Annotated in this window: 21 protein-coding genes; 8 read left to right on the plus strand and 13 right to left on the minus strand. The window is 60.3% G+C overall.

The annotated features are described in order from the left end of the window. Positions 1–134: 134 nt before the first annotated feature. Positions 135–692 (plus strand): RrF2 family transcriptional regulator, encoded by a 558-nt coding sequence (locus tag ACWKWE_RS06505; RefSeq protein ID WP_341963103.1) that lies wholly within the window; start codon positions 135–137, stop codon positions 690–692. 15 nt (positions 693–707) lie between these two features. On the opposite strand, the gene ACWKWE_RS06510 is transcribed toward ACWKWE_RS06505, so the two are convergent. Both ACWKWE_RS06510 and ACWKWE_RS06515 read right to left on the minus strand, forming a co-directional pair. Then, on the minus strand, positions 708–1046 hold the full coding sequence (locus ACWKWE_RS06510) for a DUF202 domain-containing protein (protein WP_483850045.1): 339 nt from the start codon (positions 1044–1046) through the stop codon (positions 708–710). Beyond that, entirely contained in the window at positions 1043–1447 is a 405-nt protein-coding gene (locus ACWKWE_RS06515) for a YidH family protein (RefSeq protein ID WP_166596700.1), read from the minus strand. Before ACWKWE_RS06515 ends, ACWKWE_RS06510 begins: the two co-directional genes overlap by 4 nt. A gap of 380 nt (positions 1448–1827) precedes the next feature. On the opposite strand from ACWKWE_RS06515, the gene ACWKWE_RS06520 reads away from it, so the two are divergent. Then, positions 1828–3357, plus strand: coding sequence for a sensor domain-containing diguanylate cyclase (locus ACWKWE_RS06520; protein ID WP_483850046.1), 1530 nt, complete (start codon positions 1828–1830; stop codon positions 3355–3357). A 33-nt stretch (positions 3358–3390) separates the two neighbouring features. Here ACWKWE_RS06520 and ACWKWE_RS06525 read toward each other — a convergent pair whose 3' ends face one another. Continuing rightward, entirely contained in the window at positions 3391–4170 is a 780-nt protein-coding gene (locus tag ACWKWE_RS06525) for a DeoR/GlpR family DNA-binding transcription regulator (protein WP_483850047.1), read from the minus strand. Positions 4171–4371: 201 nt separating this feature from the next. Between ACWKWE_RS06525 and ACWKWE_RS06530 the strand changes: the two genes are divergently transcribed. Next, positions 4372–5166, plus strand: coding sequence for an SDR family NAD(P)-dependent oxidoreductase (locus tag ACWKWE_RS06530; protein ID WP_483850048.1), 795 nt, complete (start codon positions 4372–4374; stop codon positions 5164–5166). Positions 5167–5239: 73 nt separating this feature from the next. Here the strand turns inward: ACWKWE_RS06530 and ACWKWE_RS06535 are convergent, their stop codons facing one another. The 3 genes from ACWKWE_RS06535 to ACWKWE_RS06545 all read right to left on the minus strand — a co-directional run bounded on the left by ACWKWE_RS06535 (position 5240) and on the right by ACWKWE_RS06545 (position 7926). Next, positions 5240–5416, minus strand: a complete 177-nt coding sequence (locus tag ACWKWE_RS06535; RefSeq protein WP_483850049.1) for a hypothetical protein — start codon at positions 5414–5416, stop codon at positions 5240–5242. A 113-nt stretch (positions 5417–5529) separates the two neighbouring features. Then, the gene (locus ACWKWE_RS06540; protein WP_166596695.1) at positions 5530–6471 is read right to left on the minus strand and encodes a sensor domain-containing diguanylate cyclase; all 942 of its coding nucleotides are present in this window, start codon (positions 6469–6471) and stop codon (positions 5530–5532) included. 165 nt (positions 6472–6636) lie between these two features. After that, positions 6637–7926, minus strand: coding sequence for a serine/threonine transporter (locus tag ACWKWE_RS06545; protein WP_483850050.1), 1290 nt, complete (start codon positions 7924–7926; stop codon positions 6637–6639). A gap of 370 nt (positions 7927–8296) precedes the next feature. On the opposite strand from ACWKWE_RS06545, the gene ACWKWE_RS06550 reads away from it, so the two are divergent. Beyond that, positions 8297–8749, plus strand: a complete 453-nt coding sequence (locus ACWKWE_RS06550; protein WP_166596693.1) for an SgcJ/EcaC family oxidoreductase — start codon at positions 8297–8299, stop codon at positions 8747–8749. 64 nt (positions 8750–8813) lie between these two features. On the opposite strand, the gene ACWKWE_RS06555 is transcribed toward ACWKWE_RS06550, so the two are convergent. Continuing rightward, complete coding sequence (locus tag ACWKWE_RS06555) at positions 8814–10148, minus strand: ATP-binding protein (protein WP_483850051.1); 1335 nt, start codon at positions 10146–10148, stop codon at positions 8814–8816. Further along, positions 10145–10828 carry a response regulator gene (locus ACWKWE_RS06560; RefSeq protein ID WP_166596691.1) on the minus strand — a complete coding sequence of 228 codons (684 nt, stop codon included), beginning with the start codon at positions 10826–10828 and terminating at the stop codon, positions 10145–10147. The genes ACWKWE_RS06555 and ACWKWE_RS06560 overlap by 4 nt, the downstream gene beginning before the upstream one ends. Before the next feature lie 170 nt (positions 10829–10998). Between ACWKWE_RS06560 and dsbD the strand changes: the two genes are divergently transcribed. From dsbD to ACWKWE_RS06580, 4 genes are all read left to right on the plus strand, one after another. After that, the gene (gene dsbD, locus ACWKWE_RS06565; RefSeq protein WP_483850052.1) at positions 10999–12735 is read left to right on the plus strand and encodes a protein-disulfide reductase DsbD; all 1737 of its coding nucleotides are present in this window, start codon (positions 10999–11001) and stop codon (positions 12733–12735) included. Beyond that, positions 12735–13568 carry a TlpA family protein disulfide reductase gene (locus ACWKWE_RS06570; RefSeq protein ID WP_483850053.1) on the plus strand — a complete coding sequence of 278 codons (834 nt, stop codon included), beginning with the start codon at positions 12735–12737 and terminating at the stop codon, positions 13566–13568. Before dsbD ends, ACWKWE_RS06570 begins: the two co-directional genes overlap by 1 nt. Continuing rightward, positions 13565–14332 carry a thiol:disulfide interchange protein DsbG gene (gene dsbG, locus ACWKWE_RS06575; protein ID WP_371928572.1) on the plus strand — a complete coding sequence of 256 codons (768 nt, stop codon included), beginning with the start codon at positions 13565–13567 and terminating at the stop codon, positions 14330–14332. The genes ACWKWE_RS06570 and dsbG overlap by 4 nt, the downstream gene beginning before the upstream one ends. Positions 14333–14474: 142 nt before the next feature. After that, entirely contained in the window at positions 14475–15041 is a 567-nt protein-coding gene (locus ACWKWE_RS06580; protein ID WP_166596688.1) for a TetR/AcrR family transcriptional regulator, read from the plus strand. Between the two features lie 61 nt (positions 15042–15102). Here ACWKWE_RS06580 and fabF read toward each other — a convergent pair whose 3' ends face one another. The 5 genes from fabF to ACWKWE_RS06605 all read right to left on the minus strand — a co-directional run bounded on the left by fabF (position 15103) and on the right by ACWKWE_RS06605 (position 21045). Further along, entirely contained in the window at positions 15103–16377 is a 1275-nt protein-coding gene (gene fabF, locus ACWKWE_RS06585; RefSeq protein ID WP_483850054.1) for a beta-ketoacyl-ACP synthase II, read from the minus strand. 43 nt (positions 16378–16420) lie between these two features. Next, positions 16421–17227 carry an SDR family NAD(P)-dependent oxidoreductase gene (locus ACWKWE_RS06590; RefSeq protein ID WP_483850055.1) on the minus strand — a complete coding sequence of 269 codons (807 nt, stop codon included), beginning with the start codon at positions 17225–17227 and terminating at the stop codon, positions 16421–16423. 183 nt (positions 17228–17410) lie between these two features. Next, positions 17411–17743: a ComEA family DNA-binding protein gene (locus tag ACWKWE_RS06595; RefSeq protein WP_166596685.1), complete on the minus strand. Its 333-nt coding sequence runs from the start codon at positions 17741–17743 to the stop codon at positions 17411–17413. 187 nt (positions 17744–17930) lie between these two features. Next, complete coding sequence (locus ACWKWE_RS06600; protein ID WP_166596684.1) at positions 17931–19925, minus strand: polysaccharide biosynthesis protein; 1995 nt, start codon at positions 19923–19925, stop codon at positions 17931–17933. A 103-nt stretch (positions 19926–20028) separates the two neighbouring features. Next, complete coding sequence (locus ACWKWE_RS06605) at positions 20029–21045, minus strand: MraY family glycosyltransferase (RefSeq protein ID WP_166596683.1); 1017 nt, start codon at positions 21043–21045, stop codon at positions 20029–20031. Positions 21046–21125 lie beyond the last annotated feature (80 nt).

Here is a 21125-nt window from a genome sequence, read left to right on the forward strand (position 1 = left end):
CGAAGATTACCGGCCGTCCACTTTGTCACGACCGAGCGAATATCGCCTGCCACCGGTCATCTGGAAGCGCTGTTTCTTGCAGTAATCCACGCAAATTGTTAGCTTCTGCACGATCAATTCAGTCGGAGATTCGAATGTCTCTTTACAGCGCCGGTGTCGAGTACGGTATTCATTGCCTGCTGTATCTGGTGGACGAGCGTGGCGACAGCCGTGAGGCGAGCGTGCGTGACCTCGCCGAGTTGCAGGGCGTGCCTCAGGAATACCTGGCGAAAGTGTTCACCAAACTGGCGAAGGCCAAGTTGGTCGTCGCGACCGAGGGCGTGCGCGGAGGCTTCAAGCTGGGCCGCCCTTCAGACGAGATCACCCTGCTGGACATCGTGACGGCCATCGATGGGCGCAAGCTGATCTTCGATTGCCGAGACATCCGGGGACGCTGCGCGGTGTTCGACGGCTGTGCGCCGAGTTGGGCAACAGAAGGCGTTTGCGGGATCAACGCAGCCATGCTGACGGCGCAAAAACGCATGGAGGAAGCGCTGGCGCAACAGACCATTCTCGACCTCGCGCGCCGCACAGGGCGCAAGGCGCCGCCGGAGTTTGGCGGTCAGATCAACGATTGGCTCAGCGAGCGCAAGGAAAGTCGTGCATCGGGCAATGACAATCAGAACATTCCGGTGGTCGCGGTCGAAAAGTGATGCCCGGTCTAAACCTCATGCAAACCCGACCGCGTACAGCCCCATCGCACTGAGCACGATCACCGTGCCGCCCAGCACCACCACTTCTCGCAATGGCGCGGGGATGCGCTCTTGTTTCAGGCCTTTGGCACTTTTGCGATAGCGGGCGTTGAGGGCGATCTGAATGAGCAGCGCCGCCATCAGCGAGAAGACAATGGGCATCAGCGCGATCAGCCCGAAACGCGGTATCCAGCGCAGAAAAATCGTACACACCACCAACAGGGTCATCAGCGTGCGTCGCCACGCCAGCAATGTTCGCTCCGGTTGCAACCCCGGATCGTCATGCCCCAGCGTCTGCTGCCCGCGACGGCTCACGGCGCGCCATAAATGAGAAAGACGATCAGCCCCGTCGCCACCAGCGCGCCCCCCAGCGAGAGGATCGGCACCAGCACCGGCAACGGCAGTGGTTTGCGCAGACGCATGGCCCGCTCAACCTTCAACCAGCGCAGGCACGCACTGGCACTGACCAGCAACGCCAACACCAGCAGCGACAACGCCACCGCACGGCGCAGGCCCGGCGTGAAAACCTCCCCGGTGAACGCTTCCACGGCGATACCACCGGCAAGAAACGCCAGCGCGGTGCGTATCCACGCCAGAAAGGTGCGTTCGTTGGCCAGGGTGAAACGTGGATCGGGTTCGCAACCACCGCCCAGCAAGGATGCAGACAGGCGATCGCGATCAGGAGAAGGGGCTTTGCCGGAGTCCGGAGAATTCATGTCGCACCGTGGTCGGGTAGATGCCGATGATCATACCGGTCATGACCCGCAAACGCCCGCATTGGCAGCGACATGAGGATGTCTGTAGCCGCAAGCGCAGCCGCGCGGAGGTAGCGGATTTATCAAGCTGATATCAGGCTGAAAACAGACGCGCCGTGAGGGTGTGTCCAAAGGAGGAGACACTTACGAATGACTTCGCTGCTACAAGAGGCTTACTTTCCAGATAAATGATCTGGGCCTTACGATTTTTCCCTTCAAAATCCCTGACTTGTCCTACGCTTCGTGTCAGACGGTCGCAGTTGCGAAACCGGGTGCGGCGAATAATGGAGCATTCGTCACCGCGGTTTGTCTTAAATCGTAGACGTCAGCGAGGGCGGGGCTTGAGACAAGTAGAAGGAACGGACTTCGACGCCAGGAATCGGCGTCTGAAGCGTATGCCTGTGCTGTGGCTGGCGGGATTTTTTACCGTACTGGTGTGTTTTTCCATCACCAGCATCACGTTGTGGCAGTTGCGCCAGACCCGTAATCATGAACTGGAAATCGCGGACACCACGGCCGCCAACCTCTCACGCTCGATGGCGCAGCAGGCGGACGACACCTTCGACCAAGCCGACATTCCCGTGGCTGGCATCGTCGAACGCCTCAACTACGACGGTTTTGCGACCGCCAAAAGCCCCCGCATGCATGACTACCTGCGCGCCACTGCGGCCAGCGTCGAGCAGATTCAGGGCTTGTTCATCTACGACAAAGACGGCAACTGGGACGCGACGTCGCTGAATCACATGCCCGCCAACGCCAATAACGCCGACCGCGAGTATTTTCAGTTTCACAAATCCATCGACAGCAACCTGCCGCACATCGGGCAGGCCATCCGCAGCCGTACCACCGGCGACTGGATCATCCCGGTGTCCCGCCGCGTCAACGATGCGCAAGGTCAGTTCGCGGGCGTCGTGCTGGCCACCATTGAGCTGGCTTACTTCGAGCGCTTCTTTGATCGCTTCGACATCGGTAAACACGGCGTCATCACCTTGACCACCGCTGACGGCACGGTGCTGGCCCGCCGCCCGACGCTGGGGAATATTGGCAGCGTGTCGATTGCCGACGGCGAGCTGTTTCGCAAGTACCTGAAAGAACACTACGAAGGCACCGCGACGGTCCGCTCGATCATTGACCATGAGCTGCGCCTGTACGGCTACAAGCGTCTGGACCGTTATCCATTGGTGGTGCTGGCGGGACTTTCGGAACAAGAGGTGCTAGAGGAATGGCGGCAGTACGCCTGGCGCTCATTGGCGATCATCATCTGTGTCGTGATCGCCAACCTGCTGTTCGGCGTGCTGCTGTTTCAACAGATTCGCTTCGGCCTCAACGCCGAATCCCAGCTGCGCATCGCCAGCCACTCATTGGAAAAGTTGGCCCTGCAAGACGGTCTGACCGGTCTGGCCAACCGCCGCCACTTTCAGGAAATCCTCGGTCTGGAGTTCGTCGCCGGTCAGGCGAACCTGCACCCATTGAGCCTGATCATGATCGATATCGACTACTTCAAGAGCTACAACGACAACTATGGGCACGTGGCTGGCGACAAATGCATTGTCGCGGTGGCCGAATGCATACGCAGCAACCTGAACCGCACAGGGGACCTGGCGGTGCGCTACGGCGGTGAAGAAATGGCCGTGTTCCTGCCGTACAGCGATGCCCAAGGCGCCTTTGCACTGGCGGAAAAAATTCGTCTGAGCGTGCTGGCCCGTGCCATCGAGCACAAAGGCAATCCCGATGGGGTCGTCAGTATTAGCCTCGGCGTCTACGGCTGCGCGGCCCATCAGTGCCCGACCATGGAAGCGTTCGTCGAACGTGCTGACATCGCGCTTTACACTGCCAAGCATGAAGGCCGCAACCGGACCGTGATGGGCTGAAACCGTTAACGTTTCGATCAGTCTCCAAGGTCGTCAGCTTACCTGTGCGATCACGATCTGCGCGACCTTCCCGCGAAACAGCTGCAAACGGTCTTCCGGCGCATCCGCTTCGACCACCAATGCGCCGACGTCTTCGCAAGACGCCACCTGGTAATGCGCAATGCTCGCCAGCTTCGTGTTGATCACCGCCACCGCGACCTGACCGCTGCGCGCCACCACGGCCCGCTTGAACTCCGCCACCTCCATGTCAAACGCCGTCACGCCCTTCACCGCATCCAGCGCGCAGGCCCCGAGGAAGCACAGGTCAAAATTGAAATGGCTCAATTGCTGAATCGTGGTGAAGCCATACGCACTCCCCGCCACCGGACTCAAGCGCCCGCCCAGGAGGATCACCTCGACCTTCGGCAGCTTCATCAACTCGACGGCGATCAGCGGCGCGTTGGTGGTGATCGTCAGGGCCATGTTCGGGTCGATGGCCCGGGCAATGGCGAGATTAGTCGAACCGCCGTCGATGAACACATGCTGTCCAACACCGATGAGGTTCGCAGCGGCGATGCCGAGTGCGCGCTTACGATTAGGCTCATGCTCGATCCGCGCCGTGATCGGTCCATCAGAAGCCAGCGAAATCGCCCCGCCGTAAACCCGTTTGCACAACCCCGCCGCTGCCAGAGCCCCCAGGTCCCGGCGAATCGAATGCTCGGAAACGTTGAACTCCGTCGCAAGGTCTGCGGCAATCACACGCCCTTGTGCAGCCAGGCGTTCAGTGATCTGACGCTGACGCTCGCCGGGGAAAACTTCGGGACTGGCAGACATAAAGGCCTCGACATCAAGCGGAATCGGTCATGAACGAGCAGGATCATGATTGCGGTTGGGGGTGGTGTCAAACCAGAGGTTGCCTATGCTCACAGGCCTGAGGACGGCGTCAACGAAAACGCGACTGCCCGCGTGATCCCCCTGAACCCCTCTCGGTTTCAGCACTCCATCTTTCTTTCGACCTTAACGGAGACATCCCACATGAAAATCGATTTGACCGGCAAGACAGCCCTGGTAACCGGTTCGACGTTGGGCATCGGTTACGCCATTGCCAAGGGCCTGGCGGAGACAGGCGCCGAGGTGATCGTCAACGGACGCAAGAAGGACGTGGTCGATGCGACCGTGGCTCGCATCCAGAGCGAAGTGCCGGGTGCGAAATTGCGCGGGGTGGCGACGGACGTGGGCACGGCGGAGGGCTGCGAGGCCTTGGTGAAGGCGGTGCCGAAGGTGGACATTTTGATCAACAACGTCGGCATCTACGGTCCGCAGGATTTCTTCGACACCCCGGACGACGTGTGGCAACGCTTCTTCGATGTCAACGTGATGTCGGGGGTCCGTCTGTCCCGCGCCTATGCCGATGACATGGCAAAAAACGGCTGGGGCCGGATCGTGTTCATCTCCTCGGAGTCGGGCCTGAACATTCCGGCGGACATGATTCACTACGGTTTTACCAAAACCTCCAATCTGTCGATTTCACGCGGGCTGGCCAAGCGTCTGGCAGGCACGGGCGTCACGGTCAATGCCGTTTTGCCGGGTCCGACCCTCTCCGAAGGCGTTGCTGACATGCTGAAAGACGAGGTGAAAAAATCCGGCAAATCCCTGGAAGATTGCGCAGCGGATTTTGTGATGGCCCATCGTCCCAGCTCGATCATTCAGCGGGCGGCGACCATCGAAGAAGTGGCAAACATGGTGGTGTACGTGTCGTCGAAACAGGCGTCGGCCACCAGTGGCGCGGCCTTGCGTGTGGACGGGGGCGTGGTGGATACCATCGCCTGATCAGCGCTGAAACGTCGGTGACCAGGGGGCACAACCGTGACACCCCTGGCCTTTCTCGGCGGTATCAAGGTGTCTATTCCTCCTCTTCTTCCTCGTCGTCCACTAACGTGAACCAGGGTTTCAGTTCGCTGAGCTCGAAGGTGTCTGACGCCGCTCTGGCTCGCCCGATGCGGGGAAAGTCAGTGGGTTTGAATGAAACGGACGAGTCCAGAAATTCCGCGCTCGCCGATACTACGGATTTGTCAGCCATGTTTGAGCCTCCCTGTCCAAAGATGCGCGTAAGAACGCCGGGAGACTATAGACCAGCCTTGCGAACCACTCGTCGATTCGCGACCCGCCGGTCATAAAACACCGTCAGTTCCCTCAAAACTCGCCGTATTCAGCGCGCATCCGACCGTTGCGCTTGACGTGGTACAGCAGCCCATCCACCTGTTCGATGAAGGACACCGCGCTGGCTTCAGCACCCGGCACCGTGGTGCCCACGCCCAGGCTCAGCGTCAGCAATGGCGAAACCTCGGATTTCTCATGGGCGATCTGCTGCTGACGGACTAATTGCATGCACTTGTCCGCCACCTTGCGCGCGGCCTCCTGATCGGTGTTCGGCAACAGCCAGACGAACTCTTCACCGCCGATGCGGGCAATGAAATCGCCGGGATTGTTGGCCGCCAGCGATAGCGTCTTGGCCACCGTGCGCAGGGCTTCATCACCCTTGATGTGCCCGTAACGGTCGTTGTACTGCTTGAAGTAATCGATATCCAGAATGATCAACGACAGTGGCTGACCGGTCTCTTGAGCACTGGCCCACTCGCGCTCCAGCACCGTGTCGAACATGCGTCGATTGGCGATGCCGGTCAGGCCGTCTTGATAGGAAAACGCTTCCAGTTGCTTTTGCAGGCGCACCAGGTGCTCCTCGGTTTTCTTGCGCTCGCTGATGTCGAACATGAAGCCCACCAACGCCTCGACTTCGCCATGCTTGCGCACCACATGGACCACGTCGCGAATCCACACGTACTCGCCATCCTTGGTCAGCGCGCGGTAATCGGCCTCATGATCGACGCCCGCCTTGGACTGCGAGACGCAGAAGTTCACCACGTAATCGCGATCATCCGGGTGCATGCGTTCCACCCAATCATTGATACCCACCCAACTGCCCTGCTCCCAGCCCAGCAATTGCTCGATCTGCGGGCCGATGTAGCTGAAGGTCATGCTCTGCCAGTCGATTCGCCACGGAATCGCCTTCGTCGACTCAAGCAGGGTTTTATAGACATCGCTCTCAGTGCCAGACGGCGGAATGGAATCGCTCATGATCGGTCACGTTTTCAGGCTGAAAAATGTGGTGAGAGCATGTTGCCACTACGCCGTGTGCGCAATAGCCGACACAGGTGAGCGTCGGGATTTCGGATCATCGGCAGCGGGCGGTCCACCAGCGGCGCCCGATGGGCCACCCGGACGCCGGTAAACAGACAAAACCTAAGGCATCAACGAATAGACCAGCGCCGAAATCGACACCAGCCCCACCACCACGACAAACACGTTGGACAGCTTGCCCGCGTATTGACGCATCGCTGGCACCTTGCGCACGGCGTACATGGGCATCAGGAACAGCAACGCCGCGATGACCGGCCCGCCCAGGGTTTCGATCATCCCGAGAATGCTCGGGTTGAGGGTTGCCACCAGCCAGCAGACCACCAACATGAAACCGGCGGTCAGACGGTCCAGCGTCCGTGGCGAAGGACGACGGCCGCTTTTGATCACCAGCCCCTTTAGGCCTTCACTGGCGCCGATGTAATGGCCGAGGAACGACTTGGTGATCGCCACGAACGCAATCAGCGGCGCAGCGAACGCGATGGTCGGGTTGCTGAAATGGTTGGCCAGGTAGGACAGGATCGACAGGTTCTGCGCCTTCGCCTCGCTCAATTGCTCGGGCGACAGGGTCAAGACGCAACTGAACACGAAGAACAGCACCATGACCACCATCAGCCCGTGGGCGCGAGCGAGGATCTGCGAACTGCGCTGCTCGGCCTGTTCGCCGTATTGGCGCTTCTGATCCACGGCGAAGGCGGAAATGATCGGTGAATGGTTGAACGAGAACACCATCACCGGGATCGCCAGCCACAGCGTGTGCAGCAAAGCAGACGGCGCAGGCACGTTGGTCGCGGTGGTGAGGATGCCGCCGGTCCAGTGAGGAATCAGAAACACGGCAAGAAACAGCAGCGCGACGATGAACGGATAGACCATCAGGCTCATGGCCTTGACGATCAGTTGCTCGCCGCAACGCACCACGGCCAGCAGGCCGATGATCAGCACGAACGCCAGGATGGCCCGAGGCGGCGGTTGAACGTGCAATTGGTGTTCGAGAAAGCTGGTCACGGTGTTGGTCAGCGCCACGCTGTAGATCAGCAGGATCGGGAACACCGCGAAGAAATACAGCAGCGTGATCAGTGCACCGGCCTTCTTGCCGAAATGCTGCTCGACCACCTCGGTGATGTCAGCGCCTTCACGACCGGACAACACGAAACGGGTCAGGCCGCGGTGCGCGTAGAACGTCATGGGGAACGCCAGCAACGCCAGGATCAGCAAGGGCCAGAAGCCGCCGATGCCTGCGTTGATCGGCAAAAACAGCGTGCCTGCACCGATGGCGGTGCCAAACAGCCCGAGCATCCAGGTGGTGTCCTGACGCGCCCATTTGGTCATGCCCGTGGTCGCGCCAGCGGGCGCGGCGTCGAGGGTTCGCTCGACGCTGTTGGCCTGATCGTTCATCCGGTCGATTTCTCCGTTGCCGGTGATAGCTACAAGGTCAAAAGCGCGTCGAAAAGCTCGGCAGTCAGCGCCCCTGACCGGTTCTCTACAGGGAAAGGGGCGCGATTGTCCGGGATTAGGGAACAGAATCAAAGGGTTGTCGGAGGGATGGTCGTGCTTTCAGAGATTTCTGACGGGTCACGGTGACACGTTTACCTTCGACACCCTGCCCGTCCTGTGGACATGACAGGGATTTTGCACGACAGCACATTCTGGATCCGTTCCTGGATCGAAACCGCTTGAAACTCATCTCCATCATCCCGCGCTATCTGAACCACGCGCCCTTGGTTAGGCTCTAGTCCTTCAATCAATCGCCAACGGAAGGCAATGTATGCTCAACGCTTCGACTCTATTCACGGTATTCGTTCTGTCAGCCTCTACGGCGGTGCAAGCCGCCCCGGAACCCTGCCATTTTCTGGACAAGCCACTCGCAATGGCGCTATTCGACCGATGGAATCAATCCCTGCAAAGCGGAGACGCTGAAAAGGTGGCAGCCCTCTACACGGCCGACGCTGTCTTGCTTCCAACCGTTTCCAATACACCAAGAACCGACCACGACGGGAAAGTCGACTACTTCAAACACTTCATTGCGAACAAACCAGTAGGACGCATCGACAGCAGCACACTTATTGCGAGTTGCAACGGTGCAATCGATACCGGGACTTACACCTTCCGCTTCCAGGACAACTCGACCATTCAGGCCCGCTACACCTTCAGCTATGCGTGGGTCGATGACCAGTGGCTCATCACCTCGCATCATTCATCAGCCGTGCCCGAGGCATGACGACAGAGGTCGAATGGCCTCCCAGACCTGCCAAAGTTGACCGAAAAAATAAGAACCGTCACATTTAGTCTGTTGAACCACCCCGCCGCAACGGCACGCTGAGCTCCACGCGCAATCCGTCACTGCGGCTGTCGAATTTCAGCGAACAATCGCAGCGCTGAACGATGGCCTGCACGATGGCCAATCCGAGCCCTGCACCTGGGCTTTTGCCGTTGCGCCAGAAGCGCTGGGTGAGCTTGTCGAGGTCCGGCTCGGGAATGCCCGGCCCGTAATCCCTTACGCGGAAATGCGCATGACCGTTGAATGTTTCCACGCTCAATTCGACCCGTGCGCCTGCCTGTGTGTGGCGCAGGGCGTTATCCAACAAGTTGCGCAATGCCGCCACGGCCAGTGCAGCCGGCATTTCGACCGGCGCTGTAGATAACTGCGACGGCAGGATCAGCTCGATGCGCGAGTCATCGCCATGGTTGGCGTCATGAATGGCCAGCCGTGCGACCTTTTCGGCGTCGCACTGCACGCCATCGTCGAACGACAGGCTGCCCTCGACCCGCGCCAGCAACAACAGTTGCTCAAGGGTCCGGTGCATGCGGTCGGCGCCCTCTTCCGCGTGGGCCAATGACCGGTCGCGTTTCTCACCCTCGGTCATACGCGCCACTTGCAGGTGGGTCTTGATGGCGGTCAGGGGGCTGCGCAGTTCGTGAGCCGCGTCCCCTGTCAGCCGACGTTCGCGCTCAAGGGTCTGTGCGATCCGCTGAAACAGCTGATTCTGGCTGATCAGCAGGGGCTGCAATTCGCTGGGCAGATTGGGCACGTCCAGCGGCTCGACGGAATCGGCGCTGTGGCGGTTCAGCGCGTCACGCATCCGGTTCAACGGCGCCAGCCCTCGCCCGATGCCGAACCAGACCAGAATCAGGCTGCCGAAAAGCGCCACCAGCACCGGTACTGAAGCCGCCAGTAGCACCGAATGGCCGAGGACGTCCCGCTCGATCTGCCGGTCTGCCGTACTGACTCGCACGTTGCCGTGCATCATCGTGTACACGCGCCAGTGCTCGCCGTTGATCATCTGATCGACGAAGCCGCTGGAATCGGCTTTCAGCGGTTCCGCAGGCGAACTTTCGGTGCGCGCCAGCACCTGGCCGCGCAACGAACTCAGCTGGCAGGCCATGCCATTGGGAATGCTCAACTCCCCGGCGCGCAGGGTTTTGCCATCGCCGTCGGTGGGCATCTGCATCTGTTCGAGCAGCCCGGCGACCATGCGCGCCGAGGCTTCTAGCCGCTGGTCGAGGGATTCCATCATCTGCATGCGCAAGTCGCGCAGCATCCACGCCGCCGCCAGCACCCAAATGACGATGAACGCCGAACCCAACGTCAGGCTCAGGCGGGTTCTCAGGCTCATCATCGCTGCGGCTCCGGCAAGTCTCCGGCAGGCCCCAGCCGATAGCCGAGGCCGCGAACCGTTTCGATGATGCCGCCACCCAGCTTGCGGCGCAGGTGGTGAATATGGACGTTGAGGGCGTTGCTCTCGACTTCGTCGCCAAAGCCGTACACGCAGTCTTTGAGCTGTTCGCTGGAGAGCACACGGCCATTGTTGTTGAGCAAGGCTTGAAGCAGCGCCTGTTCACGGCGCGACAGGTCCACCGGCTGACCGGCAAGGCGGGTTTCGCGGCTGCTGGGGTCGTAGGTCAACACACCGTGTTCGATGACATTGACGCTGCGCCCGGCCATGCGCCGCACCAGCGTGTGCAGGCGCGCGCTCAGCTCGCGCAGGTCAAAGGGTTTGAGCAGGTAATCGTCGGCCCCGGCCTGAAGGCCATCGACGCGGTCGGTGACGGTGTCGCGTGCGGTGAGGATCAGCACGGGAATGTCGGTGCCCTGCTGGCGCAACTGGCGCAGCAATTTGAGGCCATCTTCGTCAGGCAGGCCGAGGTCCAGCACCATGACGTCGAAATGCGCCGCCGCCAGCATCGCCCGCGCTGCGGACGCCGTCGCCACCCGATCCACCGTCAGGCCTTGGGCATCCAGACCGGCCACGATACCGCTGGCAATCAGGTCGTCGTCTTCACAGAGCAGTACGTGCATGAGGCGGCCTCGAAAAAAAGGCGATTGAAACAGGGTGGGATTAAGGGTGGATTATGCACGATCCCCGCCTGCGGCCAGAAGCGGGAAGGCGTCGCGATCCCGCCCCCGTTAATCAGGCCTTAATCACCTCCCTTCACCCTCACGCCATCAATAATCGACCGAGGTTGGGCATGCGCAGGTTGTGGGTTCTGGTGCTTCTGTTAATTCCATTGTTGGCTCAAGCGCTACCGGGCGGGGATCTTTTCAACAAGAAGCCTGATTTTCTGCCGGTCGGACAGGCGTTCATGTTCAGCTCAGAACGCCTGCAATCCGGCGAAACCCGGCTGTATTGGCAGATCGCCGACGGTTATTACCTGTACCAGAAACGCCTCAAATTCGACGGCCTGAAACCTGAACAGCAACCGACGCTCCCGACGGGCGAAGACCACAACGACGAGTATTTCGGCCAGCAACAGGTCTATCGACAAGGCCTGGAACTGGTCATTCCCGCGTCTGCCACCGGCCAAGTGAAAGTCGGCTGGCAAGGCTGTGCGGATGCAGGGCTGTGCTATCCGCCGCAAAGCCAGACGGTCGACCTGGGCGGCGGCAACGCCAATGTGGTCGACGGCCAGGCGCAGGATCAGGCGCTGGCCAGCACCCTCCAGGAACGCTCGCTGGGCTGGAGCCTGTTGATCTTCTTTGGGCTGGGCCTGTTGCTGGCGTTTACCCCCTGTTCTTTGCCGATGCTGCCAATCCTGGCGGGCGTGGTGGTAGGCAGCGGTGCCCGACCTCGCCGGGGCTTCGCATTGGCCGGGGTGTACGTGCTGAGCATGGCGCTGATCTACGCCGGGCTGGGCGTGGTCGCGGCGCTGCTCGGCGGCAATCTGCAATCGACCCTGCAACAACCGTGGTTGCTGGGCAGTTTCGCCGGGCTGTTCGTTCTCTTGTCACTGCCCATGTTCGGTTTCTTCGAACTGCAACTGCCCGCTTTTTTGCGCGACCGGCTGGAAAACGCCGGGCGCCAGCGTCAGGGCGGCAGTCTGGTTGGCGCGGGGGTTTTGGGCGCGTTGTCAGGCTTGATGGTCGGTCCGTGCATGACGGCCCCACTCGCCGGCGCCTTGCTTTACATCGCGCAGAGCGGCAATGCCCTGCACGGCGCGCTAGTACTGTTCGTGATGGGTTTGGGTATTGGTCTGCCGCTGCTGCTGATCGTCACCTTGGGCAATCGCTTCCTGCCGAAACCGGGGGCATGGATGGATCTGGTGAAAGGCGTGTTTGGCTTTTTGCTGCTCGGCACGGCGCTGATCATGATCCGTCCGCTGCTGTCGGAAAGCCTTTGGCTGGCGCTGTTTGGCGGCCTGCTCCTGGTCGTTGCGTACAGCGCCGTTGTGCAGACCCGGACGTTGAAACGCGCCGCGCTGATCGCTGCACCTGTCGGTCTGGTAGTAGGGTTATGGGGCGCGATGATGTTGGTCGGCGCAGCCGGTGGCGGCGACGATCCGTGGCAGCCCTTGAAGGTTTACAGCGGGTCTCGGTCCGGCAGCAGCGCCGAACGTCACGACGCCTTCACCACCCTCAAAGACCCCGCCGCGCTCGACCGCGAGTTGGCGGATGCCAAGGCCAGCGGTCAATGGGTGCTGGTGGATTACTACGCCGACTGGTGCGTCTCCTGCAAGATCATGGAAAAAACCGTGTTCGGCAAAGACGAGGTGATTCAAGCGTTGAGCGGCGTGCGCCTGCTGCGGCTGGACGTGACGGCCGACAACGACGCCAGCCGTGAATTGCTCCAGCGCTACCAGGTGCCTGGTCCGCCGACGCTGCTCTGGCTCGGTCCCGATGGGATTGAACGCCGCGAGCGACGCATCACCGGCGAAGTCGATGACAAAGCCTTCACCCGGCAATGGCAAGCCACGCGGGAGCACGGCTGATGCTGAGCGTCGCCCTCGGTCCTTTCGTACTGGCGGTTGATCACCTGCTATTGCTCGGCGCGTTGGCGCTGGCCACGCTGGTGGGCTGGCTCGTCGGACGTCGGCGGAAGGTGAACCCCGAGCGCGCGATCTTTGGCCTGTTCGTGGTCGGCGTGCTGGTCGCGCGGCTCGGCTTCGTGATTGCCTACTGGTGCCAGTACCGGCGCCACCCCTTCAATATCATCGACATCCGTGACGGCGGGTTTCTGGTCTGGCCCGGGCTCGTGACGGTTCTGATCGGCAGCGTGATCCGGGGCTGGAACCGGCCCGCGGTGCGAAAGCCGTTGGGGGCAGGCGTGGCGAGCGGCCTGCTGTTCTGGTGGCTGGCAGGATGGGCGATGAGCGTGTTGCACGCGGATGCCCGGCTGCCTGACATGACAGTGCTCAACGCTGCGGGCCAACCGGTGCACGTCCGGGATTTTCAGGGCAAGCCGCTGGTGGTCAACCTCTGGGCAACCTGGTGTCCGCCCTGTCGTCGCGAAATGCCCGTCTTGCAGGCCGCGCAACAAGCCAGCGCCGACGTGACTTTTCTATTCATCAATCAGGGGGAAACGCCCCGCGACGTCGCGACTTTTTTCGCGAGCCAAGGTCTGCATCTGGACAACGTGTTGTTCGATGCCAATGGCCAATTGGCGGAGCACGTGGGATCAGCCGCCCTGCCGACCACCCTTTTCTATGGCCCTGACGGACGCCTCTCGGGGACGCACATGGGCGAACTGTCCAGCGCCAGCCTCCGGCATTCTCTGGACGTCATCAGCGAACCAACGCCCTCTCTTTCAAGGAGCATTCAATGAGTTTCATGCGACTTTCCGTTTTGGCCGCCTCGGGCTTGATCGCGCTGCAAGGCGCTTGGGCACAGGCCGAAGAATTGCCCGCACCGATCAAGGCGCTGGAAGCCAAGGGCGCCACCATCAAAGGCACGTTCGATGCGCCGGGCGGGCTGAAAGGCTATGCCGCGCAATACCAACAACAGGCCATGGCGTTCTACCTGACGTCCGATGGTAAACACGTACTGGCCGGGAACCTGTTCGATGAGAAAGGCGAAGACCTGAGCGAAGCGCCGCTGCAAAAACTGGTCTATGAGCCCATGACCAAAGAAATGTGGAGCCAGATGGAGAACAGCACCTGGATCGCCGATGGCGCCAAAACCGCGCCCAAGGTCATCTATCTGTTCAGCGACGCCAACTGTCCTTACTGCAACATGTTCTGGGAACAGGCGCGGCCATGGGTCAAATCCGGCAAGGTCCAGTTGCGCCACATCATGGTCGGCGTGATCCGCGAAGACAGCGCTGCCAAGGCCGCCACCCTCCTTGCCGACGCCAACCCCGAAACCGCACTGCAAAAACACGAGCAGGCTGGCCAGAGCAGCACCCTCAAAGCAATGTCCACGATTCCCAAGGACATTCAGGCCAAGCTCGACGCCAACATGAAGCTGATGACCGACCTGGGCCTGTCAGCAACCCCGTCGATTTTCTACAAGGACGCCGCCGGCCATCTGCAACAACAGCAAGGCGCGCCACGGCCCGAAGTGCTGGCGAAGATGATGGGGCCGAAGTGAAACCAACGTTCTGACGCTGACCTTCTGAGTGTGACCTTCTGACCAATGGCAACCTGGCTCGAAAAGTGGATACTGCATCGGCGCTCCATACGTGTAAAAATGTCGATCACCATTTCAAGAGCCAAAGCGGGAGGCTCGTTCAATGCGTTACGCCGAAGATCATAAAGCCCAGACCCATCAGCGCATCCTTCACGAAGCGGCTTCACGCTTTCGTCGTGACGGCATCGGCGCCACCGGTTTGCAGCCATTGATGAAGGCACTGGGCCTGACTCATGGTGGCTTTTATGCCCATTTCAAATCCAAGGACGATCTGGTCGAGAAAGCACTGCGGTGTGCCGTTGACCAATTGAATGAATCACGGGCCGCAAAGCTGGCGGGAGACGAATCCGCCGCAGCGTTCATCGACATGTACCTGGCTCCCGAGCACCGGACTCAACCGGAAGAAGGCTGCCCGTTGACCACCATGTCGTCGGAACTGGGCCAGCGCGGCCAGCCGAGCGAGATCACCGACGAACTGATCCACCGCATGCTGTCCACCCTCGAAACCGGCATGCCGAGCCAACGGGAGAGCCGCGACAAAAGCGTGATGATCATGGCGGGCCTTGTTGGGGCGATGGTGCTCGCTCGCAGTGCAAAAGACCCGCAACTGGCCGAACGCATCCTGCAAACCACCCGCGAGCAGCTGAAGCAGCAAATCGCCGAAGCTTGAAATCGCCGAAGCCTGATATGAAAAAGCCCCTGACATGACCGTCAGGGGCTTTTTCGTTGCCTCAAGGATGCCAGCGTCGGAACAGCGCGCTCGCGTTCACCCCGCCAAAGCCGAACCCGTTCGACAATGCGTACTCGATCGCCATCGGCCGTGCCTCGCCGTGCACGATGTCGATCCCTGTGGCGGCTTCGTCCGGATTGTCCAGATTGAGCGTCATCGGGGCGATCTGGTCGCGAATGGCCAACGCAGTGAAGATCGCTTCGATCCCGCCCGCTGCACCCAACAAGTGCCCGGTAGCGGATTTGGTTGAAGTGACCGCGATGCCATTCTGGTCGCCGAACAGCGTTTTGATCGCCGCCATTTCTCCTTTGTCGCCCACCGGCGTGGAGGTGGCGTGCGCGTTGAGGTGCTGAATGTCTGACGGTTTGATGCCCGCCTGACGAATCGCCGCCTGCATCGCACGACGCGCCCCGCTGCCATCTTCCGGACCTGCCGTCAGGTGATAGGCATCGGCGCTGGTGCCATAACCCACCAGTTCGACGATGGGTTTCGCACCCCGGGCCAGCGCGTGTTCCAGGGTTTCGATCACGACGATGCCTGCGCCCTCGCCCATGACAAACCCGTCGCGATCACGATCAAAGGGGCGGGACGCACGCTCTGGCGTGTCGTTGAAGTCGCTCGACAACGCCCGCGCCGCCGCAAAGCCGCCCAGCGCCACGCGATCAATACAGGCTTCAGCGCCGCCACAGATGGCGACGTCGGCCTCACCGGCCAGAATCATCCGCGCCGCGTCGCCAATGGCTTGCACCCCAGCGGCACACGCCGTCACCGGTGCGCCCAACGGACCTTTGAAGCCGTGCTGAATCGACACGTGCCCCGCGGCCAGATTGACCAGAAACGACGGGATGGTGAACGGCGACAGTCGGCGCGGGCCACGGCTATCAGTGGTGCGTACGGCATCCGAAATGGACACGAAGCCGCCGATGCCGGAGCCGATGATCGTCGCCGTGCGCTCACGCTCCTCTTCTGTCGAAGGGGTCCAACCCGCCTGTGCGACCGCTTCTTGAGCCGCCGCGAGGGCGAACAGAATGAAGCGGTCCATTTTCTTCTGTTCTTTGGGGGGCGCTGCCTTGTCGGCATCGAACCCCGCCTCGGGGTCGTCAGCCAGCAGTGGCACGACGCCGCCCACTTTGCCAGGTAAATCCGCCACGGTTTCGTCAGGCAACCGGACGATGCCGGAACGCCCTTCAAGCAATCGGCGCCATACAGCCTCGACCCCGGTGCCCAATGGCGTCACCAGTCCCATCCCCGTCACTACAATGCGACGTTCGCTCATGCGTTCACCTTTTCAGCTTTCAGTACGTAGACCCGACGCCCATTCAAGCGCCTGGCGTTTTGTAGCGCGCTGCCGCGTGCTGCAACGAAAGATTCGGACCCAGTGCCAAGCGCGCGTTGACGAAAGCATCCCAATCGGCAGCGTTGGCCAGCGATGGAATGGTCACCAGCTCTTTCTGGTCGAACCCGGCCAAGGCCGCGTCAACCATCTCGTTCACGTCCATCACCATCTCAGGGGGAAATGCGTTCAGGTCCATGCCTGCGCGCTCCCAGATTTCGGTGCGCGTCGCCCCAGGCATGACGGCCTGGACCTGCACGCCCTTGTCGCCAATCTCAGCGTTCAACGACTGGGTCAGGCTCAGCACATAGGCCTTGCTGGCGGTGTACACGGCGTTGAAGCGCTCGGGGATCATCGGCACCACCGAGGCGATATTGACGATAGCGCCACGCCCACGCGCCAGGAAGCCAGCCGCTGCGGCCGACGCCAGGTGAGTCAGGGCCACGATATTGAGCTGAATGAGGCGATTGACTTCGTTCAGGTCGGCCTCTGCCAACGGACTGTTGGAGGCCACACCGGCGTTGTTCAACAGAAGCGTGATCGAAGCGTCGTTGCGCAAGCGTTGCTCGACCGTGGAAATGTCTGACGCGTTGGTGAGATCGGCCTTGAGCACTTCAACGTTGACGGACGTGGTCTTGCGCAGATCGGCGGCCAGCGCCTCAAGCCGTGTCTGATCCCGGGCGACCAACAACAGGTCGTATCCCCGATTGGCCAACCGGTTTGCGTACGTCGCACCGATGCCTGAAGAAGCGCCGGTGATCAGGGCTGTACCTTGGGTGTGGGTCGTGCTCATGAGGTTTCTCCGTGGACAGTGAGAATAGCAACGAGCGCATATTACGCCCATAATTTAGAAAATTATATGTTGAACGACATTTTCAATGTCAACCCCTCGCTGCTCCGTTACAGCGACAAGCCCCGGGCTACGGCCAAAAAAAAAGACCGATCAATGATCGGTCTTTTCCATGTTATGCAGTGGTCAGTCGATGGCGAGTTTATCCCGATTTTTGTCCAGCAATGCCTTGCCTATACCTTTGACTTCGATCAACTCATCGACCGACGTAAACGCGCCGTTTTCGTCACGATAGGCGACGATCGCCTCCGCCTTGGCTGCACCGATTCCTGACAGCGTTTTTTGCAGGGCTTCCGCAGAGGCGGTGTTGAGGTTGATACGCTCGCTCTGCTCCGAAGGTGCAGCAACCACAGGCGCGGGGGCGTTGGGAGTTGCCGAAGTGGCGGGTGCCGCGTTGATGGCAACGGAAGTGCTGGCCAGCAGGCCGAACAGGAGGGACGACAGATAGGACATACGCATGAGTAACGCTCCATGACATCGTGGGTGGGGAAACAGCATTCCTGAGCTGCTTTCCAAACCTAGACGATGGTCATGAAGGGTCAATGCGGGGATGAGTGACGGAATGTGTACCGCCCGCAAGCCTAAGGAATACGGGCGCTACAGCGATTAAGCAGAAAAAATCACAGCGTAAGCGGAAGTGTCGGACTCACGGCTCGTGACGGCGTTGTTGGTGAATCCAGTCGACGATCTCACCTTCCGGTGCGTAGCCGCTGACCGTATCGCCGAGGATCTGGCGCACCTTGTCGTAATCATCGTCATCCAGCGCCTTGAGGAGCAGCGTCAGGCTCTGCTTGAACGCATCCCACGACAGGTGATCCTCTTGAGCGCTCATGATCATCGGGTGACTGGTCACCGCCACGTTGTCGCCGATCAACAGCTCCTCGTAGAGCTTCTCACCCGGACGCAGCCCGGTGAACTCAATGGAGATGTCGCCATGAGGGTTCTTGTCTGAACGGATGCTGAGCCCTGACAGATGAACCATCTTCTCGGCCAGTTCGATGATTTTCACCGGCTCGCCCATGTCGAGCACAAACACGTCGCCGCCCTGCCCCATCGAACCCGCCTGAATCACCAACTGCGCGGCTTCTGGGATGGTCATGAAGTACCGGGTGATCTTCGGGTGCGTAACGGTCAGGGGACCGCCGGATTTGATCTGCGAGTGGAACAGCGGAATCACCGAGCCGGACGAGCCCAGCACGTTGCCGAATCGCACCATGATGAATCGGGTCTTGTTCACTTGGTGCACGTTCGCCCGGTCGCCGAACATCACTGGCGCTGTTTCGCGACTCAATGCCTGCAAGATCAGCTCGGCCAGCCGCTTGGTGCTGCCCATGATGTTGGTGGGTCGTACGGCCTTGTCGGTGGAAATCAGCACAAAGTTGGAGACCCCCGCCTGCAACGCCGCCTGCGCCGCGTTCAATGTCCCTACCACGTTGTTGATCACGCCTTCAGCAATATTGTGCTCGACCATTGGCACGTGTTTATAGGCCGCAGCGTGGTAAACGGTGTCCACCCGCCAGGTCTTCATCACGTCCAGCAACTTGGCATGGTTACGCACGGAGCCAAGGATCGGCAGTACTTTGACCTTCAGGGACTCACGCGCAATGCGTCGCTCCAGTTCCGAGAGGATCGTATAGAGGTTGAACTCGCTGTGGTCCAGCAGCAACAGCGTGGTGGGTTTGTGCAGCACGATCTGACGGCACAGCTCCGAACCGATCGAGCCACCCGCCCCGGTCACCAGCACGCATTGATTCTTGATGCAGTGCTCCAGCAGGTCTTCCTGGGCGGGAACGGCATCGCGTCCCAACAGGTCAGCGATGTCGACTTCCTGAAGGTCATCGACTTTCACCCGGCCAGCAGCCAGATCGGAAAAATTCGGCACACTGCGCACGTGAAGCGGGAACCCTTCCAGAAATCCGAGGATTTCCCGACGACGGGCTCTGGCCGAGGACGGGATCGCCAGCAGTATCTCCTGTGCCCCGGTCACGTCGATCATTTGCTGGATGTGCTTGGGCTTGTACACCTGCAGCCCGGAAATCACCCGATTGGAGATGGAATCGTCATCGTCGATAAACGCCACTGGGCGCATCGAACGGCCCATCCGAAGCGCCGCCACCAACTGGTTACCTGCCGCGCCTGCGCCGTAGATTGCGACTTTCGGCAATCCGTCGTCCCGCGTAGCGAAAGGCACATGCTGCACGGCGGAGAACCAGTCGCCCAAAAAATACTGACGCATTGCGAGGCGCAGGCCACCGATCATCACCAAGCTCAACCACCAGTAGTTGAACATTACCGAGCGCGGCACGACGTGCTGATGGTTGCTGTAAAGATACACGACAACGCCCAGAATCAGCGCCGACAGGCTGACCGCCTTGATGATCGCCACCAGCGCGTCATTGCCGAAATAGCGCATGACCGCCCGGTACATGCCAATTCGGATGAACAAGGGAATGGCAATGACAGGCGCGCTAGCAAACAGCCAGGTGTGAATGGTCAGTGGATTGATCAGGTCGTCGATGCCGAGGCGGACCACGAAGGCCATCCACAGCGCGAACCAGACCAGGCAGACGTCTGTCGCGACCTGAATGATTCGTTTATAACGACGCGGCAACGCGAGCAACATGACGCGCAACTTTTCCATGAATCCCTCGATCACGAGTTCAATCTCCTATCGACCTGAAACATGGGTGCTTGATTCCAGCATTACGCAAGAAATACACCACCCCTGCCGCCCGACGGGGCATTCAGCTCCGTTCAAGTTGTCCTGCCCTGAACCCGATCGCCAGGATCACCAACGGGACATAAGCGACGATCAGACCGGTCGCCCCATCGACACCGAAGTGGGTGACCGCAATGGCGACCGGCAAAAGCCAGAACAGGTTGATTACACCGACTGCGGACGTCACTGGAAGGTGCTTGCCATATCTGCGCGAGGCGAATTGGTAAGCATGACTTCGGTGAGCCTCATAGATCTTGTCTCCTCGGACGAGGCGACGGATGAGGGTAACTGTAGCGTCTACGATGAAAACCCCGAGAAGAATAAGCCATGCCCAGAGTAACTGCGAGGAAATCCACGCGGCCTGCAGTGACAGAACGCCCAATATGATGCCCAAAAACCCGCTTCCGGCATCCCCCATGAAGATTTTCGCAGGGGGAAAGTTCCAGATCAGGAAACCGAAAACCGCAGCTGCCAGCAGCAACGGTTGCCACGTCATCTCGGCATGGTCGCCCAAGAGGTAGATCAGCGCGGCCCCCAGGCACACGCAGACCGCTTCGACACTGGCAATGCCATCGATACCGTCCATGAAGTTATAGAGGTTCAACAACCACACCAGATAGAGCGCCGCCAGCCCATGGCCGATCCAACTCAACTCAAACGTTGCACCGAAAAAGGTCACCGGCGGCAGTCCGCCCAGCCAGCACAATGCCCAGATGGCGGCAAAAAAATGGCCCAGAAGACGCCAACGCGCAGCGACATGCCCGTGATCGTCCAGAAAACCAAGCGCTGCGATGCCCAGACCAGCCCCCGCCATGGCCGCAAACGCCGCTGAACTCAGCACGCCTTCGCCGAACAGCACCGCGAGCGCCACCAGGTAGCTCACGACAATGGCTACACCGCCGCCACGAGGCGTCGGGACAGTATGCGAGCTTCTGCCATTGGGAATATCCAGCAGGCTTTTATGCAATGCATAGCGCCGAAGCCAATAGGTAAACGCGAAAGAACAGCCGATTACAGCGACCGCCAACCACCAATGATTCATTTTTGATCCGTTATAAAAAGGTCGACTGCCTGACTACCGCTACCACTGTCATTTCAATAAAAAAACAGCGACGGCCCTGG

It is taken from the genome of Pseudomonas salicis (assembly GCF_057128705.1).